General features: G+C 68.1%; 15 protein-coding genes and 1 riboswitch. Of the genes, 3 read left to right on the plus strand and 12 right to left on the minus strand.

From position 1 onward, the window contains the following. Positions 1-7: 7 nt before the first annotated feature. The 7 genes from GGR33_RS24220 to GGR33_RS24250 form a co-directional block, all read right to left on the minus strand. Complete coding sequence (locus tag GGR33_RS24220) at positions 8-694, minus strand: DUF1013 domain-containing protein (RefSeq protein ID WP_183513010.1); 687 nt, start codon at positions 692-694, stop codon at positions 8-10. A gap of 159 nt (positions 695-853) precedes the next feature. Then, positions 854-2,305 (minus strand): PepSY domain-containing protein, encoded by a 1,452-nt coding sequence (locus GGR33_RS24225; protein WP_306484353.1) that lies wholly within the window; start codon positions 2,303-2,305, stop codon positions 854-856. Further along, a complete protein-coding gene (locus tag GGR33_RS24230) occupies positions 2,302-4,548 on the minus strand; it encodes a TonB-dependent receptor (protein ID WP_183513018.1) in 2,247 nt (748 codons plus the stop codon). Before GGR33_RS24230 ends, GGR33_RS24225 begins: the two co-directional genes overlap by 4 nt. A gap of 115 nt (positions 4,549-4,663) precedes the next feature. Further along, positions 4,664-4,860, minus strand: a riboswitch (cobalamin riboswitch). A gap of 93 nt (positions 4,861-4,953) precedes the next feature. Continuing rightward, entirely contained in the window at positions 4,954-5,898 is a 945-nt protein-coding gene (locus GGR33_RS24235) for a ribose-phosphate pyrophosphokinase (protein ID WP_183513023.1), read from the minus strand. Positions 5,899-6,049: 151 nt separating this feature from the next. Continuing rightward, complete coding sequence (locus GGR33_RS24240; protein WP_183513025.1) at positions 6,050-6,277, minus strand: DUF4170 domain-containing protein; 228 nt, start codon at positions 6,275-6,277, stop codon at positions 6,050-6,052. 125 nt (positions 6,278-6,402) lie between these two features. Further along, positions 6,403-7,908: an exodeoxyribonuclease VII large subunit gene (gene xseA / locus GGR33_RS24245; RefSeq protein ID WP_183513037.1), complete on the minus strand. Its 1,506-nt coding sequence runs from the start codon at positions 7,906-7,908 to the stop codon at positions 6,403-6,405. A 47-nt stretch (positions 7,909-7,955) separates the two neighbouring features. Continuing rightward, positions 7,956-8,168, minus strand: a complete 213-nt coding sequence (locus GGR33_RS24250) for a hypothetical protein (protein WP_210302195.1) — start codon at positions 8,166-8,168, stop codon at positions 7,956-7,958. 265 nt (positions 8,169-8,433) lie between these two features. Between GGR33_RS24250 and GGR33_RS24255 the strand changes: the two genes are divergently transcribed. Further along, on the plus strand, positions 8,434-9,225 hold the full coding sequence (locus GGR33_RS24255) for a L,D-transpeptidase family protein (RefSeq protein WP_183513048.1): 792 nt from the start codon (positions 8,434-8,436) through the stop codon (positions 9,223-9,225). A 4-nt stretch (positions 9,226-9,229) separates the two neighbouring features. Here the strand turns inward: GGR33_RS24255 and GGR33_RS24260 are convergent, their stop codons facing one another. From GGR33_RS24260 to GGR33_RS24270, 3 genes are all read right to left on the minus strand, one after another. Then, positions 9,230-10,525: a caspase family protein gene (locus tag GGR33_RS24260; RefSeq protein WP_183513062.1), complete on the minus strand. Its 1,296-nt coding sequence runs from the start codon at positions 10,523-10,525 to the stop codon at positions 9,230-9,232. Positions 10,526-10,663: 138 nt separating this feature from the next. Continuing rightward, a complete protein-coding gene (locus GGR33_RS24265; protein ID WP_183513063.1) occupies positions 10,664-11,434 on the minus strand; it encodes a helix-turn-helix domain-containing protein in 771 nt (256 codons plus the stop codon). 67 nt (positions 11,435-11,501) lie between these two features. After that, complete coding sequence (locus GGR33_RS24270; RefSeq protein WP_183513067.1) at positions 11,502-13,076, minus strand: amidase family protein; 1,575 nt, start codon at positions 13,074-13,076, stop codon at positions 11,502-11,504. Between the two features lie 244 nt (positions 13,077-13,320). Between GGR33_RS24270 and GGR33_RS24275 the strand changes: the two genes are divergently transcribed. Continuing rightward, complete coding sequence (locus GGR33_RS24275; protein WP_183513072.1) at positions 13,321-14,346, plus strand: LLM class flavin-dependent oxidoreductase; 1,026 nt, start codon at positions 13,321-13,323, stop codon at positions 14,344-14,346. A 67-nt stretch (positions 14,347-14,413) separates the two neighbouring features. On the opposite strand, the gene GGR33_RS24280 is transcribed toward GGR33_RS24275, so the two are convergent. Then, positions 14,414-14,704, minus strand: a complete 291-nt coding sequence (locus GGR33_RS24280) for a hypothetical protein (protein ID WP_183513077.1) — start codon at positions 14,702-14,704, stop codon at positions 14,414-14,416. 223 nt (positions 14,705-14,927) lie between these two features. Here GGR33_RS24280 and GGR33_RS24285 point away from each other — a divergent pair, with 223 nt between their 5' ends. Then, positions 14,928-15,377 carry a MarR family winged helix-turn-helix transcriptional regulator gene (locus tag GGR33_RS24285; protein ID WP_183513082.1) on the plus strand — a complete coding sequence of 150 codons (450 nt, stop codon included), beginning with the start codon at positions 14,928-14,930 and terminating at the stop codon, positions 15,375-15,377. A 42-nt stretch (positions 15,378-15,419) separates the two neighbouring features. Here GGR33_RS24285 and gstA read toward each other — a convergent pair whose 3' ends face one another. Continuing rightward, complete coding sequence (gstA, locus tag GGR33_RS24290; RefSeq protein ID WP_183513094.1) at positions 15,420-16,037, minus strand: glutathione transferase GstA; 618 nt, start codon at positions 16,035-16,037, stop codon at positions 15,420-15,422. Positions 16,038-16,081 lie beyond the last annotated feature (44 nt).

Raw genomic sequence — 16,081 nt, forward strand, 5'->3', positions numbered from 1 at the left:
CGATGGCTCAATCCTCGTCGTCGTCCTCGTGCGGGCGCTGCATCCCCTTGAGCTTGGCGAACACCGCATCCTGGTCGAGGTCCTCATGCTCCTCGGCTTTCGGAGCCGTCGAGACTTCTGTCGGCAGCAGGGTCGGGCCGCTCTCGGCCGGGACGACGGCGGGGCGATCCTTGGCAGCCTTGCCGACTTCGAAGTCGAGGTCGATCTGCGAGCACAGGGCGAGCGTGACCGGGTCGAGGGGCTGCAGCGAGCCCGAATTCCAGTGGCTGCGGTCGCGGATCTGCTGGATCGTCGACTTGGTGGTGCCGACGAGACGGATGATCTGCGCGTCCTTCAGCTCCGGGTGGTTGCGCAGCAGCCAGAGGATGGCGTTCGGGCGATCCTGGCGGCGCGAGAGCGGGGTGTAGCGCGGACCCTTGGTGGTGCGCTTGACCTCCGGCAGCTTCACCTTCGAGACTGCGATCTTGAGCTTGTGGTTCGGCGACTTCTGCGCCTTCTCGATCTCCTCGCGGGTCAGCTGGCCAGCGGTGATCGGGTCGAAACCCTTGATCCCGGCCGCAACCTCGCCGTCGGCGATGCCCTTCACCTCAAGCGGGTGGAGGTGGCAGAAATCCGCGATCTGCTCGAAGGCGAGCGACGTATTCTCCACCAGCCATACGGCGGTGGCCTTCGGCATCAACGGTCCCTGGGACATCGGGTCGGCTCCAATATCGGATGTATGTGCGTGGAACGCGGTGCCGCGGACGAAGAACCGCTGTCTCCGGCCTGACCCTTCAGGTCCGGAAATCCCGTCTCACGCTGAATAGGGGAAGCGATCCCTATACAGGCACGCCGGGGGGACGTGCAATCGCGATCACGCGGCTCGGCGTGCCGAGCGCCGCCTGGGCTTGATGAGGCGGCGCCAGCCGATGATCAGGCCGGTCAAGGCGATGACCGCGGCAAGGCCGTTCAGCAGCCAATGCAGCATCTCGCGGACCGGCGGGTGCCTGAGCAGAAGCGGCAGGTCGAACCGGTGAAGGGCCGAGAACAGCCAGCGGTCCAAGCGGCCCGAGCGGTCGAGCCGATTGAGGATCCGGCCTGTAGCCGGATCGATGTGCAGCCAAGTCGCGGCCTCGTCGTCGAAACGCAGCCGCAGCACCGGCAGAGGCCGGTCGCCGTGCACGGCGTACCAGTATACATCGTAGGCCGTGAGCCGCTCGACGGCCGGCGGTGTGGTCGTCGGGACCGCGCGGATGGCTGCGCGAAGGATCTCGTCCTCGCTCAATCCCGCTCCATCGGCGCCGATCACTGGCTTCGACTCCGCTCCGAGCGACTGGATCAACCAGCGGCCGCCGAGGCGGGTGAAGCGCAGGGCCTTCGCATGAGGTTCCACCAGTTCCCGCAGGCTGGATGGGTCGAGGCCGGTGGGGGCGCCCTCCCCTGCATAGGCCGCGAGCCAGCCGGCCGGCGGCGTCGGCGAGTTGAACCAGTTGTTCGGGTTCATCGACAGCCAGCCGCTGACGATGAAGGTGGTCAGCGTGAGGCCGCCGACGATCCCGAACAGATGGTGCCAGCGCGCCGCTCCACGGTAGGGCGTGATGTCGCCGCGGGGGTAGCGCCGGCTCGGCCTGAGCCGCCAGATCCCGAGGATCATGCCGCTGAAGGCGCCGAGGCAAGCGGGGCCCGAGACCCAGACGACCACATAGTGCCAGAGGTCCGGCCGTGCCCGGATCGGGGTCACGTAGATCCAGTGCACGACCGAGCCGACCCAGTTCCAGCCGCGCGCGAATCGCGTGGTGGAGAGGGTGACCTCGCCGGTCTTCTCGGAAATGTAGAGCTCGGTGCCGGCGGCATCGCCGAGGGCGACCTTGTGGAAGGGCCGCAGCCGGTTGTAGCGCTGCGTCACCGTCCACTGGTCGCGCTCGACCCGCTCGACCGTGCCGTGGCCACCGGCCGTGGCGATGGCCTCATCGGAGCTCACCGGGCCGAGTGGCCGGCCGGTACTGGCCGAGATCGCCAGCGGTTCTCCCGACGGGGTCGCCAGCCGATAGACCGGCTCGCTGCCGCGCATGTGCAGCTCGAAGTCGACGGGCGGCGCCAAGCCGGAGGCCGTGAGCGCAGCATCCGGCGAGACCGCGACCCGATCCCAGGCGATCGGTGTCAGATGCGCGAGCCGCTCGGCTTCCGAGAGGTTCGGGAACGGCACGTAGAGCATCACCAGCCCCGAGCCGATCCACAGGGCGAAGAACAGCCCGAACACGATTCCGAGCCAGCGATGGCCGAGGATCAGCCACCGCTTGCCGGTCTTCAGGAGGCGTCTCGTCACCAAGCCACCGTGTAGGCGACCTCGAACGAGCGGGGCCTGCCGAGAAGCCAGTTGGTGCCGACGCCGTTCACGGAGTTGCCGTCGATGGCGTAGGTCTTGTCGAACAGGTTGTAGACGCGGAACGAGGCGCGGGAGCTCGGCGTCACCTGATAGTCGAGGCCGAGATTGACCAGATTATAGGCCGGCAGCCGCGCGGTGTTGCTGAAGTCGCTGAAGACGCGGCCGACGTTCTGCAGGCCGATCCGGGCCTCCCAGTCCTTTGCGAAGGCCCAGTTCACCCAGAGATTGGCCACGCGCTCCGGCACGAAGATCGGCTGGTTTCCAGCGTAGGACACCGCGCCCTGCCGGAACTCGTCGTATTGCGCATGGAGCAGCGCGATGTTGGCATCGATGCGCCAGCCTGCGGGCAGGTTCAGCGACATGGCCGCCTCGACGCCCTGCGAGGATTGCTGGCCGACCTGGGTCGAGACGGTCGGGTTGCCGGGCACCGCCGAGATCAGGTTGTACTTGGTGATGTGGTAGCCGGCCAGCGTCCATTCGAGGCTGCGGTCGAAGGCGTAGCCCTTGGCGCCGATCTCGACCTGCTCGCCGGTGGAGAGCTTGAAGCCGGCAAGCGATTGGGAGAGCGTGATCAGGCTGCCGACCGGGTCGGTGGCGGTGGCGTATTGCGCGTAGAGCGTCGTGTCCTTGGTCGGGTTGTAGAGCAGCGCGAAGCGGTAGCCCAACGCCTGGAAGGATTTGTCGAAGACGCCGCCGGTCTGCAGGTTCTGGCGGTGGAGCGTCGGCGCGTCGAAGCGGACACCTGTCAGGAACGAGAGCTGGTCGGTGAGCTGCAGCCGGTTTTCCGCGAAGACCGAGGCTTGGTTCGTGCTCGTCTGATAGGCCGGGATCGCGCGCGAATTCGGAGGGAAGGTGCCCGGATCGTAGCCGAACAGCGGAACGCTGTAGCCCGGGACCGGGTCGCCCGAGGCGGCGTCGGCATTGAAGTTGTTCGTGTGGCGGAAGCTGATGTGGTTGACGTCGAAGCCCGCCGAGAACTGGTTGGCGAGGCCGAACAGCTCACCCCTGAAGGTGGCGTCGAGACGATTCCCGATCTGCTCCTGCTGGTGGTAGATCTCGAGGAAATCCGAGCGGTCGACGAGCCCGGAAGCCGGGTTGAACCGGTACTGCTCGGTCTCCTGCCAATGCCGGCGCGATTGCAGGCGGTAGCTGGTGTTGCGCACGGTGACGTCGGCGCTCGGCGTCCACTCCGTCTTCAACTGCGTCCAGTTGTCGGCCCAGGCGATCCTAGCGTCGCGGACGTTGTAGTTGTTGAAGCGCGTGCCTTTGAGGATGCGCCCGTCGACGAGCGGCGTGCCCCAGTAATTTGACGGCTCCTGGTAGCCGAAATCGTGCGAGAGCGTGAAGGACAGGTTCGGCGTGGCCTGGAACAGCAGGGCGCCCGAGATCGCGACGTTCTGGAATTCGCCGTGCGGATTGACCCAACCGTCCGAACGGTTGCCGCTGACGTTCAGCCGGTACGCCACCGACTCGCCGATCGGCCCGGTGGTATCGACAGCCACGCGGGCCGTGCCCTGGGAGCCGCCGCCGACACGGACCACGGTCTGAGGCGTGAAGAGCGGCTGCTTCGAAACGACGTTGACGATGCCGCCGATGGCACCGTCGCCGTAGAGCACTGAGGCCGGGCCGCGCAGTACCTCGATGCGTTCGACGTTCCAGGTGTCGTAGGGGAAGGTCACCGTGCCGGCGCCGACGTACATCCGGGTGCCGTCGTACAGCGTCTGGACTGAGCTCGGCCCAGCGAAGCCGCGGCTGGTGAAGCTGCCGATGCCGAAGCCTGCCGAGCCGTAGGAGGTGATGCCGGTCGCGTTCTGCGAGACGGCATCCAGGACGGAATTCTGGCCGCGAATGCGCGCCGTCTCGCCCGAGACGATGTCGACGCTCGCCGGTGTCTCCATCGGCGTCAGGCCGAGCCGGCTGCCGCTGCGCGAGGGCGTGTCGAGGTTCAGTCCGACGGGAGAGGAATGCTGGAGACTGACCTTCTGCGCGCCTGCGCCGGCACCATAGGCCTCGGCCGGCGCGTTCACCGCGAGCGGGGCTTGGCCCTGCACGGCGATTTCGTCGAGCCGTTCGGGCGAGCCCTGAGCCTGCGCGCCGTGGAGATGGCCGAGAACGGCAAGCGAGGCGATCGAGGCGGGAATGGAGGCTTTGCGCGCGCGGTGGCGGCGGTGTTGGCTCGTCATGATGTCGGCGGAGCTCGGGCAACGGCAGTGGCACGTCACCGCGAACGAGGCCTCGGCGCCGGGCGCAGCCCCGCGTCTCGACACCCGCCGGAGCACCCCGCCCGACGCGTTTCGCGTGTGACCACGACTGACGGCAGGTCTCCTGGCTCGCGGGTCGTTGCCCTCCAACCGTCTTCCCGGGTCGAGAACCCAGTGACATCGGTGGCGGAAGGCTCGCCGCTTACAGTTGCGGGGGCAGCCGCGGCATCGGGACGAGTCCCTCACCGCATTCCCTATTGATCCCTCTCGGGAACCGTCGGGATCAGCCTGCGCAGCCCCCCGGGCCAGCGTCAACGCAACGGCCACGCTTCGACTGTGAATGTTGCCGGCGTGTTACTGGCCGGGCACAGCCGAGCCGTCGCCTGCTCAGGTGAACAGGCTGGACACGCTCGATTCCGTGGCGGTCCGCCCGATGGCCTCGCCGAGGAGCGGTGCGATCGAGATCACCCGGATGTTCTTGGCGAGTTTCACGGCCTGGGTCGGCAGGATGGAGTCGGTGATGACGAGCTCCTTCATGCGCGAGGCGGCGATGCGCGAGACGGCGCCGCCCGAGAGCACGCCGTGGGTGATGTAGGCCGAGACCTCCTTGGCACCGGCATTCAGCAGGGCCTCGGCGGCATTCACCAGCGTGCCACCGGAATCGACGATGTCGTCGACGAGGATGCAGGACTGGCCCTCGACCTCGCCGATGATGTTCATCACTTCCGACTCGCCTGCCCGCTCGCGGCGCTTGTCGACGATGGCGAGCGAAGCGTCGATGCGCTTGGCGAGCGCACGGGCGCGCACCACGCCGCCGACGTCGGGCGAGACCACCATCCGCTGGCCCGGGGGCAGCCGCTCCTTGATGTCGCGCACCATGACGGGGGCGGCGAAGAGGTTGTCGGTCGGGATGTCGAAGAAGCCCTGGATCTGGCCGGCATGGAGATCCAGCGTCAGCACCCGGTCGGCGCCGGCTTCGGTGATCAGGTTGCAGACGAGCTTGGCCGAGATCGGTGTGCGGCCCGAGGTGCGCCGGTCCTGGCGGGCATAGCCGAAATACGGGATCACGGCCGTGATGCGCCGGGCGGAGGAGCGCCGCGCCGCATCGATCATGATCAGCAGTTCCATCAGGTGGTCGTTCGCCGGAAACGACGTGGACTGCACGATGAAGACGTCCTCGCCGCGGACGTTCTCCTGCAGCTCGACGAAGATCTCCATGTCGGCGAAGCGCCGGACCATGCAGGTCGCGAGCGGCAGCTCGAGATAGGCGGCGATGGCCTCGGCCAGGGGCCGGCTGGCATTGCCGGCGATGATCTTGATCGAGGATTTCATGTCGGACGTCTCTCGGCACGGGAGGCGCCCGTGGGGCGGGCCGTGGGTCGGCGGCGCTGATACCAGCGGGGGGCGAGCGTCACAATGCCTTCATCCGGATCGGCGCCCAACGCTGCCGCTCCTGCACAGACATCGCCGTCCGATTGGTGAATCAGGGCTCTAGCAGCCGGTGCAGATGCACGATGAAGTAGCGCGTTAGCGCATTGTCGACGGTGGACTGCGCCTTGGCGCGCCAGGCGATTTGCGCCGAGGCGAAGTCGGGGAAGATGCCGACGATGTCGAGGCCTTTCACGTCGCTGAAGCGCACGCCGTCGAGGTTTTCCAGTTCGCCGCCGAAGACGAGGTGGAGCTTCTGCGAGCTGTCGATCGTGGTGGTCACGCGTCTCTCCTTGGCGCCCCGGTTACCAGGCCGCTGCTGCCAGAGGCAGGAGCCGTGCCGCGGTTCGCAAAGGCCGTGGCGAGCGTCAACCCGGGATCACGCGGGAGAGGGCTGCAAACGCAGCCTCAGAACAAGGATCCCTGTTTCGCGGCCGGTGGCTTGGCCGGACGAGTCTTGCTGCCGCCGGGGGGGCGCCTCGCGCTCGGGGACGCAGCGTCTTCCTCCGCTGTCTCGGGCCGGGCCATGACTGCACCGTCGCCGAATTGGAGCTGCAGCCGCGGTGCGAGCCCCGCCACGGACGCGCTCCGAATGGGTGTCCCGTCCTCGTCGCGCACCAGCGCGTAGCCGCGCGCGAGCACGCCGCGATAGCTCAGGGCACCGAGCAGGCCGCCGAGCGCTTCGAGCCGGTCGCGACGGCGCTCGATCGTGCGATGCAGCGCCGTGCGCGGGCGGTCATCGATCCGCGAGAGGCTCCCGCGCGCATCGGCCAGGGCCACGGCGGGCGAGCGCCGGGAAAGGCGATCTGCCAAGCGGGTCAGGCGCTCACGGTGGTCGCGGGCATTGGCGGCGAGCGCCGGTGCGAGCCGTGCCTCGGCGAGGTCGAGGCGCTGGCGCTTGGCGGCGAGGAAGCTATCGGGGTCGGGCATGGCCCGGACGAGGGCGCGCAGGTCCAGCCTCTCGCGCTCGACGCGGCGCAGGATCGTGCCGCGCTGCCGGGCGCCGAGGTCGTGAATCTCGTCGAGCAGGTCAGCACGCACCGGCACTGCCATCTCGGCCGCGCCCGTCGGCGTCGGCGCGCGGCGGTCGGAGACGAAGTCGATCAGCGTGGTGTCGGTCTCGTGCCCGACGGCCGAGATCAACGGGATCGTGCTCTCGGCGGCGGCCCGCACCACGGCCTCCTCGTTGAAGGCCCAAAGGTCTTCGATGGAGCCGCCGCCGCGAGCAACGATCAGTATGTCCGGTCGTGGGATTTTTCCGTTCGGATCCAGTGCGTTGAAACCGCGGATGGCCGCGGCGATCTCGTCCGCCGCGCCCTCCCCCTGCACGCGCACCGGCCAGACCAGCACGGGGCGTGGAAAGCGGTCCTGCAATCGGTGCAGGATGTCTCGGATCACCGCGCCGGTCGGCGAGGTCACGACGCCGATCACGCGCGGCAGGTAGGGGATCGCACGCTTGCGCTCAGGAGCGAACAGGCCTTCGGCGGCGAGCAGCCGCTTTCGCTCCTCGAGCAGCGCCATCCAGGCACCGACACCGGCCGGCTCCATTGAGTCGACGATGATCTGGTAGGAGGACTTGCCCGCGAAGGTCGTGACCTTGCCGGTGACGAGAACCTCCAGTCCCTCTTTCGGCTTCTGACGAAGGCGACCGAGCACGCCCTTCCAGACGACCGCGTCGATCTTGGCGGTGCCGTCCTTCAGCGAGAAATAGGCGTGGCCCGAGCCGTGCGGCCCGCGATAGCCCGAGATCTCACCGCGGAGCCTGACATGGCCGAAGGCGTCTTCGAGCGTCCGCTTCAGCGCGGAGGCGAGATCGCCGACCGACCATTCGGGAGCATTTGACTGGAGATGTGCGGAAGGCGGTGTCTCCGCGTCGAGCGGGGGGCGCGCCTGGGGCGGAGGGACGAGAGGCATGCAGGAAGGCTAAAGCCAAGCCCGCGCCAGGGCAATTTCGCGGGCCGTCAGAACAATCCGGAGAGCAGCACGACCGCACCGAGAGCCGGGGCAGCAGCGATCCCGACGATCCATTGCCAAGCCTGTGAGCCCCGCGGCCGGGGATTGTCGTTGGCGGGGTGCATGCCGACACGACGCCCGACGACGTAATGCGATACGCGTACCCTCTCCGTCAGCGGATCAACTGTAGGTGGGGGAACGTTGATGCGGCAGAGGGGCATGGCTTCGGACAACGTGCGAAAGCGTTCCGCCGTTCCGCTGACCCGACCAGATCTTCCGCCGACCACCCGCCCGTTCGGCGGAAGGCGAAATCCGGAGGTACCGCTCGAGCCTTTGACGTTGCGCATGGCGTCGTTTCCGTCAGTGGCCGAGGGTGGCGGCAAAGCTCGGCCAGATCTGTGCGAGGCCGACCAATCCGAGGCTGACGATGAAGACGAAGCGATGCATGGCTCAACATTCCGTGCGGTCAAGCTGAAGACGCGGAAAATGCCCGCAAGTTCCCGCCGCTCGGGACATCTTCGCGTCGAACCGTCTCCGGTGCTCGTCGCCGCGATGACCCGCATCGTGTCGGCCTGCCTCGCGCTGATCGTGTCTGCGGACGCTCGCGCCTCGGAAGGTACGTGCCCTGCCTTGCTAGCGAATGCCCGAAACCTCGTCATCGTGACTGCGGAGACGATGGACACGACCCGGGCGTGGCTCAGGGTGTTCGAGCGGATCGCGTCGTCGGGCGCCTGGCAACCCGTCGGCGGGGCGGAGTCGGCGGTCGTCGGGACGAAGGGGCTTGCGTGGGGCTATCCGTTTCGCGGGCTGGCGCAGGCGGGCGAGCCGGTGAAGGCTGAGGGCGACCGGCGCACGCCGGCCGGCATCTATCGGGTCGGGAGCAGTTTCGGCTTCGCGCCGAGCGCGCGTCCCGGGCATCTCGTCCTGCGGCCGGGCCGATCGATCTGCGTCGACGACCCCACGTCGCCAGCCTACAACAGCATCGTGTTCCCCGGCCCCGGCGCGACGCCGCGCGGAGAGGATATGGGCGCGGAGCCGCTGTATCGGCGCGGCCTCGTTGTCGATTATCCGAGCGATGCAGGCCGGCGCGGCGGCTCCTGCATTTTCCTCCATGTCTGGCGCGGCCCGGCGAGCGGCACGGCCGGCTGTGTGGCGCTGCCGGAGGCGCGTGTCGCCGCGCTTCAGGAACTCTCGGGACGCGGCGATGTCGCGATTGCGATCTTACCGCGCCATGCCGTCGCCCGGTTCGAAGGCTGCCTGCCCGGCGGCGTCCGTTGACGGTCTACGGTTCGACCGGCGCCCTGCGGCAGCAGCCGACATACTCGCCGTGCACCCAGCCGATCGGGCCGCCGCGCAGCTTGACGTTTACCCAGACGCCCTGCCGGCCGATCACGCTGAACAGCGAGTCAGGCCCGAGCTTAGCGATGCGATACCCCGCCTGGCTGCTCGGCAGGCTGCGCAAGGCGACCCAGTTGTCGCCGGTCGGATCGAGCCGGATCGGATGGCTGAACATCCCGAAGCGCGCGACCGGCGTCGGCTCGGGCGGCAGCGCATTCGCGACGGATGCCGGTGGCGTGGCCGGCGGACGCATCAGCGTGCTCGCCGGAGGCGGATAGACGATCGAGGATGGCGGGTTCTTGATGACCTGCGACGGCTGCGTCTGCGCGGGCGGCGGCAGGATCGCCTGAGGAGGCGTCGGGTCCGGCGGACGCGCGGCGATCGCGGACGAGACGGCGTGCGGCGGTGGGCTCACCGCCACGGTCGGGACGGGCGCCGCATCCGGGCTCGCGAGCGAAACGAAGCGAGCGCCGCGCACCTCGTTGTAATAGGCCGGCACCTGTTTGTGAGGCACGGTCTCGGCGAGCTTGGCCACCTCGTCGCGCACGCTCTCGCCGAGATCGATCAGGTTGAGGCCGGGCTTCCTGATCTGCTGTACGAAGATCCGGGTGAAGACCGAATTCGGGTTCGGGTCTGAGCCTGGCAGCTTCTCCAGGGCCTGCTGGCCCGCCCCGGCCGCATAGAGCGAGAACACGCCGTCGGCCGGCTCGGTACGGGCGAGGCCCGCATCCTGCCCGATGGCGCGGGTGCCATTCTTCGGGAATGGGTTGTTGCGGCAGGCGTCGATCACCATCACCACGACCCGTGCTCCGCGCTGGCGCAGGGCAGCGCTGAGATCGGCCTCCGCCAGCGACCGGCTGCGCGCGAGCATTTCCTGGCCGGCTTCCACCGCCGGGATGTCGGAGGGCAGCAGGTAGTTGGTGCCCTGGATCGCGATGCCATGGCCCGCGAAATAGACGAGCGCCGTGTCTCCCGCCTGGACCTGATCGGCGAAAATGCTGAAGCGGCGCAAGAAGGTTTCCTGCGTGACGGCATTCGAGAGCAGGGTCACCCGAAAGCCGAGGCCCTGCAGGGTGTCGCCCACCGCCTGCGCATCGGCCGGCGGCCGCGCGAGCTGTGCGCCCGACCCGAGATTCTGGTAGCTGCCGATGCCGACGACGAAAGCGAGCCGTTCGGCCGACTGCGCGGCTGCGGACCACAGAAAGAGGGCAAGCAGGCCGACCCGGCCGATTCGACGCATCAACTCCGCTCCGGCACAGCGGCAGGACGGTGTCACGATATCCGGTGCTGTCGGCGCTGCCAACGCGAGCTTGGCGGGCTGCGGTCTCGATGTCCCACTGCCGTTCCGGGGCGTCTGAGGCGAACCCGAAATGACGGCCTAGGCTGGGCAGGCGAAGAACATCGCATACGCATCCTCGCTCACCCGCCCGAGAGCCTCGCGGCAGGTGGAGTAGGACGCGTGGCCCGGCGCGATGCGGCCGTAGGAATCCGCGCCAACCGCCACCTCTCGCTCGGGAATCAGCGCCAGTGGACAGGCGGCCGGGGTGAGATGCGAGCCTCGGCCCGAATGCAGGGTGGTGAGAACGCCGTACATCTCGCCACGAATTGTGGGACGGCACAGCATGGCGATGCGGTACTGACCCTGCCAGTTGGTGACGAGATAGATCTGCCCCGACAGATTCGGCACCGAGACGAAGCCGCTCTGCGCGAAAGGCGCGTCGATCCGCTCCGCCTCGCGGAAAGTGAGCCGGGCGGTTTCCGGCTCCCAGGCGATCTCGGTGCGGTAGGCGAAGATCGCGTCGGGCGCGCCGAAGGACGGCCGAAGGGTCAGGTAGCGCCCCTCCAGCCATGAGACGCCTTCGCGGGAATAGGCGCCGAGCTCTTCCGGCGCGTGGCGCGGGGACTCGACGGTGCTCTCTCGCGCTCCGGGCTCGCGTAACGAGACGCCCAATGCCTCTTCGAGCCGGATGGTCGTGGCCAGCGTGAAGGGGCGACGGCCCGACAGCGCCTTCTCCAGAGTCGAGATGCTGATCCGCGCTTCGTCGGCCAGGGTTTGGCGGGAGATGCGCCTGCGCGCGAGCGCCTCCCTCACGGCCTGCGCGATGGCCCGACTCTGGGCCTCGGGCAGCTCGGCGTCCGATCCTGACATGGTCCCCTTCCGGTTGTGCGGACAGATCCGCACGAATCCGGACAAGATGGCAAGGTCCGAGGAGCCGTCAGCGCGGCGTCGTGTCGGCCAGCGGTGGGGTGCTCAGTGGAGCCCTGCGCTGCCGGCTCGCCTGCTCGAAGGCGAAGCCGAGCCCGAGCAGCTTGCCCTCCTCCCAGGGCCTGCCGAGCAGATCGACGCCGACCGGCACGCCGAGTGGCGCCTGATCGGTCGGGGCAGAGAAGCCGGCGGGGATGTCGAGCGCCGGATAGCCAGTAAGACCGGCAACGATGCCGTTGCGGTCGGACTGGTTCAGCTCGCCGATCGGCACCACCAGGCGCTTCTGCAGCGGATAGACCAGCGCATCGAGACGCTGCTTGTCGAATACCTCGGCGACATGGGTACGGAAGGCGGCGATGCGTTCGAGCCGGGCCTTATACTCCGGCTCCTGCATGCCATCGCGGCGCGCCTCGGCGCCGGTGATGAACTTTTCGAGCGCGGCCTTGTGGAACTGCCCGGAGGCGATGATGCCGGCGATATCCTTCTGCGGCGCGTTCGGGATCGCGGCGAGATAGGCGTTGATCAGAGGCTTGAACTCGTAGGTCTGGACGTCGTCCTCGGCGTTCAGACGGTCGGCCTCGAAGGCGGGATCGTCGATGTCGACGAGTGTTGCACCGGCCTTTTCCAGGGTGGCGAGAGCGCCCTGCATGACGCGGTTGACCTCTGCATGCTCGGGCTTCGTCCCAAACAGTGCCTTGACGACGCCGAGGCGCGCGCCCTTGAGGGCGTCGGGCTTCAAGAAGGCCGCGTAGTCCTTCGCGGCCTTTGCCGAGGCCTCCGCGGTCGCGGGATCGTCGGGGTCTGCGCCGGCCATGACCTGCAGAAGCGCCGCCGCGTCCGCCACGCTGCGGGTGATCGGACCGATGGCGTCCTGCGTCTTCGAGACCGGCATGATGCCGTTGAGGCTGAGCAGCCCCTGTGTCGCGCGCAGGCCGACGAGATTGTTGGCCGAGGCCGGCGAGCGGATCGAGTTCACCGTGTCGCTGCCGGTCCCGGCGAGCGCGAGGTTCGCGGCGATGGCCACGCCGGTCCCGCCGCTGGAACCGCCCGGCGTGCGCGAGAGGTCGTAAGGATTGCGCACCTGTCCGCCGATCGAGCTGACCGAGACGCCGCCGAGGGCGAATTCCTGCATGTTGGTCTTGGCCAGGATGATCGCACCGGCCTTGCGCAACCGCGCCACGACGAAGGCGTCCTTCGCAGGCCGGGCGCCGGCCAGGGAGGCCGACCCGCCGGTCGTCGGCAACTCGGCGGTGTTGTAGTTGTCCTTCAGCACCACGGGCACGCAGGCGAGCGGCTCGGCAAGGCGGCCATGGTCGCGGTCGATAGCGTCGGCCTGTGCGAGTGCCCCCTCGTTCAGGGCTCGTATCGCGGTGAGCGCTGGCCCCTTGGTGTCGTAGGCGGCGATGCGGTCGAGATAGGTCTGGACCAGGCCTCGGCAGGTCAACGTGCCGGCCTTCAGCGCAGCATGGACGCTCGCGATGCTGGCTTCCTCGATCGAAAAGCGTGTCTGCCCCCGTGCCGGCAAACCCAGGAGCGGAAGGGCCACGAGGCCAACCGCCAAGCTCTGCTTGATCGAGACGCTCATTCGGTCACCCGAGATAGGGAGTTGCAGCGCGCGCGGCCGCGCGGCGGGCCTGGACTCGGCTCATCGGGCGAAGGCGTGGTCCGACAACGGGTTAGAGTTAGATTCGCAGCAATGCAAACGAATTGAATACAGTTTCGAATCCGGCGAGCGCCGCCACTGGATGACAAATTGGGGGGCGCTCCCCACCTCCGCCGCAGGGGCGCTCGAGAACGGACATGATCCGGCAGGGACCAGCGGCGACGTCATGAAGAAGATCGGCCTTCTATCCTTTGGGCATTGGTCGCCCAGCACGCAGTCGCAGACGCGCGCGGCCTCGGACATCCTCCTGCAATCGATCGATCTGGCGGTGGCGGCGGAGGAACTCGGGGCCGACGGCGCCTATTTCCGCGTGCACCATTTCGCCCGCCAACTGGCCTCGCCCTTCCCGTTGCTGGCCGCGGTGGGCGCGAAGACGCGCCGGATCGAGATCGGCACCGGCGTCATCGACATGCGCTACGAGAACCCGTTCTACATGGTGGAGGATGCCGGCGCGGCCGACCTGATCTCCGGTGGCCGGTTGCAGCTCGGGATCAGCCGGGGTTCGCCCGAGCAGGTCATCGAAGGCTGGCGGCATTTCGGCTTCCAGCCACGGGACGGCGAGAGCGATGCCGAGATGGGCCGGCGTCACGGCGAGACGTTTCTGGAGTTGCTGCGCGGAGAGGGGTTCGCGGAGCCGAACCCGAGGCCAATGTTCCCCAATCCGCCGGGACTACTTCGGTTGGAGCCGCATTCGGACGGGTTGCGCGATCGGATCTGGTGGGGTGCCGCGTCGGATGCGACGGCCGTCTGGGCTGCCCAGCGGGGCATGAATCTTCAGAGCTCGACCCTGAAGGTGGACGAGAGTGGCGAGCCGTTCCACATCCAGCAGGCTGCCCAGATCCGGGCCTATCGTGCCGCCTGGCGGGAGGCGGGGCATCGCCGGGAACCGCGCATTTCGGTCAGCCGGTCGATCTTCCCGATCATGAACGACATGGACCGAGCCTATTTCGGACGCAGCGGGCAGGACGGGGACTCGATCGGCAACATCGAGCCCGAAACCCGCGCGGTGTTCGGCCGGACCTATGCCGCCGAGCCCCATGTGCTCGTCGAGCAACTGAGGCAAGATCAGGCCATCGCCGAGGCGGATACCCTGCTGCTGACAATCCCCAACCAACTCGGCGTCGCCTACTGCGCGCATGTGATCGAGGCGATGCTGAAACACGTCGCCCCGGCCCTGGGCTGGCGGTCCTGATCGGCCACCCGACGATCCCGATCACGCCCAGCCGGTCTTCCCGTCCTGGGCGTGATCCGGCGATCGTTCAACGCGCCGGAGCGTCGATGCGGGCGCCCCAGACATTCAGGGTGCGCTGCTCCTGCACCGGTGCGGCCACGACCGGAGCGGCCCGCCGATCGACGAGGTAGTAAGCGTCGGAACCGCGAGCGTTCAGGGCGTTGAAGGCGCGCGGGGCCGGAACGTCGGAGACCTGCGTGGCGCTTCCGGGAACGTCGAAGACGTGTCCCCAGGCGTTGAAGGTCTGCTGGGCGCTGGCGGGAGTCGCTGCGAGAGCGGCCAGGGTGAAGGCGGCGAAGGCAGTGTGACGATAGGTCATCTCAAGTCTCCTCGATCTCAAAAACCGGCTGCGTGATGCGGGCCATCAGAGCCCCGCGCTTCCGTAAAAACTTGATATCAAGCTAAATCAAGGCTTGGCGTGCGCGGGCGCACATAGCTTGATATCAAGCAATAAAATGCCTATGGTGATCGTGCCGGAGATGCTGGGCCGAACCTTGCCGAGTTTCCGGCATGGTCGTCACGACGTTCGGGAGGCTGGGATCATGGCTGGGCCACGCGAGATCACCCCGGACCTCGCGCGGATGGTCGGCGAGGCCTGCATCGGAACGCGGATTCAGCGCGCAGCGCGCAGCGTCAGCCGTGTCTACGATGCAGCCTTCCGCACCGTCGGGATTTCGGGCTGGCAGTTCACGTTGCTGATGACGCTCGCTGGGCCCGAAACGCCGACGATCAACGAATTGGCGGCACGTCTCTCCCTCGATCCCTCGACGGCGACGACCAACCTCAAGGTGCTCGAGCGGCGCGGACTGGTGGCCGTCGGCGTGGACGAGAGCGACAGGCGGGTGCGTCGGCTCACCCTGACGGAAGCAGGCCGTGCCCTCATCGCGGAGGCGCTTCCGCGTTGGGAGGAGGCGCAGAAGGAGAGTCTCGGACGGCTCAGTGCCGGTGAAATCGGCGTCCTGCGCAAGGCACTGGCCGCACTTGCCGAGTGACGATGGGCGGCGGCCCCGTGCCGGCCGCCACCCGATGGACCGTTACGCGGCCTTCTGTGCGCTTTCGGCTGCCAGCGCGGCCTGCACGGCGTTGCGGGCTGCGACGCGCTGGCTGAACGCGACGAGGTGCGGCCAGGGCGCGAGGTCGACGCCGAGCTTCGGGGCCCAGGTCAGGGTCACGAACAGGTAGGCGTCGGCGACGCTGAAGTCCTTGCCGGTGAGGAAGGGGCGCCCGTCTGCGAGCACGGCCTCCACGACACCGAGCTTGCGGCCGAGATTGGCGAGCGCCGTTTCACGGCTCTCCGGCGACAGCGCCGGGTTGAAGAGCGGGCTGAACCCCTTGTGCAATTCGGCCGAGATGAAGTTCAGGTGTCCGTTCAACCGCGCACGCTCCACCGAGCCGGCGAGGGGCGCGAGGCTGCCGGGCGCGTGCTTGTCGGCGAGGTACTGCACGATGGCCGCGCCCTCGGTGAGGACTTCGCCGTCGTCGAGCTGCAGGGCGGGCACGTAGCCCTTCGGGTTGATCGTGGTGAAATCGGCGCCGGTCTCGGTCTTCTTGCTGCGCAGATCCACGGATTCGAGGGCGAAGGGCACGCCCAGCTCCCGCAGGACGATGTGAGGCGAGAGCGAGCAGGCGCCAGCGGCGTAGAAGAGCTTCATCGGGTGTCTCCGGTTGCGAATGGCCGGAGCGATAGATCGAAGCG

The organism is Methylobacterium brachythecii (assembly GCF_014196345.1).
In the GTDB taxonomy this organism is placed as follows: domain Bacteria; phylum Pseudomonadota; class Alphaproteobacteria; order Rhizobiales; family Beijerinckiaceae; genus Methylobacterium; species Methylobacterium brachythecii.

Excerpts from the sequence above, each read along its gene's own strand:
- GGR33_RS24220 (WP_183513010.1), bottom strand. The coding sequence starts at position 694 with ATGTCCCAGGGACCGTTGATGCCGAAGGCCACCGCCGTATGGCTGGTG.
- GGR33_RS24230 (WP_183513018.1), bottom strand. The coding sequence starts at position 4,548 with ATGACGAGCCAACACCGCCGCCACCGCGCGCGCAAAGCCTCCATTCCC.
- GGR33_RS24235 (WP_183513023.1), bottom strand. The coding sequence starts at position 5,898 with ATGAAATCCTCGATCAAGATCATCGCCGGCAATGCCAGCCGGCCCCTG.
- xseA (WP_183513037.1), bottom strand. The coding sequence starts at position 7,908 with ATGCCTCTCGTCCCTCCGCCCCAGGCGCGCCCCCCGCTCGACGCGGAG.
- GGR33_RS24250 (WP_210302195.1), bottom strand. The coding sequence starts at position 8,168 with ATGCCCCTCTGCCGCATCAACGTTCCCCCACCTACAGTTGATCCGCTG.
- GGR33_RS24255 (WP_183513048.1), top strand. The coding sequence starts at position 8,434 with ATGCCCGCAAGTTCCCGCCGCTCGGGACATCTTCGCGTCGAACCGTCT.
- GGR33_RS24260 (WP_183513062.1), bottom strand. The coding sequence starts at position 10,525 with ATGCGTCGAATCGGCCGGGTCGGCCTGCTTGCCCTCTTTCTGTGGTCC.
- GGR33_RS24265 (WP_183513063.1), bottom strand. The coding sequence starts at position 11,434 with ATGTCAGGATCGGACGCCGAGCTGCCCGAGGCCCAGAGTCGGGCCATC.
- GGR33_RS24270 (WP_183513067.1), bottom strand. The coding sequence starts at position 13,076 with ATGAGCGTCTCGATCAAGCAGAGCTTGGCGGTTGGCCTCGTGGCCCTT.
- GGR33_RS24275 (WP_183513072.1), top strand. The coding sequence starts at position 13,321 with ATGAAGAAGATCGGCCTTCTATCCTTTGGGCATTGGTCGCCCAGCACG.
- GGR33_RS24280 (WP_183513077.1), bottom strand. The coding sequence starts at position 14,704 with ATGACCTATCGTCACACTGCCTTCGCCGCCTTCACCCTGGCCGCTCTC.
- GGR33_RS24285 (WP_183513082.1), top strand. The coding sequence starts at position 14,928 with ATGGCTGGGCCACGCGAGATCACCCCGGACCTCGCGCGGATGGTCGGC.
- gstA (WP_183513094.1), bottom strand. The coding sequence starts at position 16,037 with ATGAAGCTCTTCTACGCCGCTGGCGCCTGCTCGCTCTCGCCTCACATC.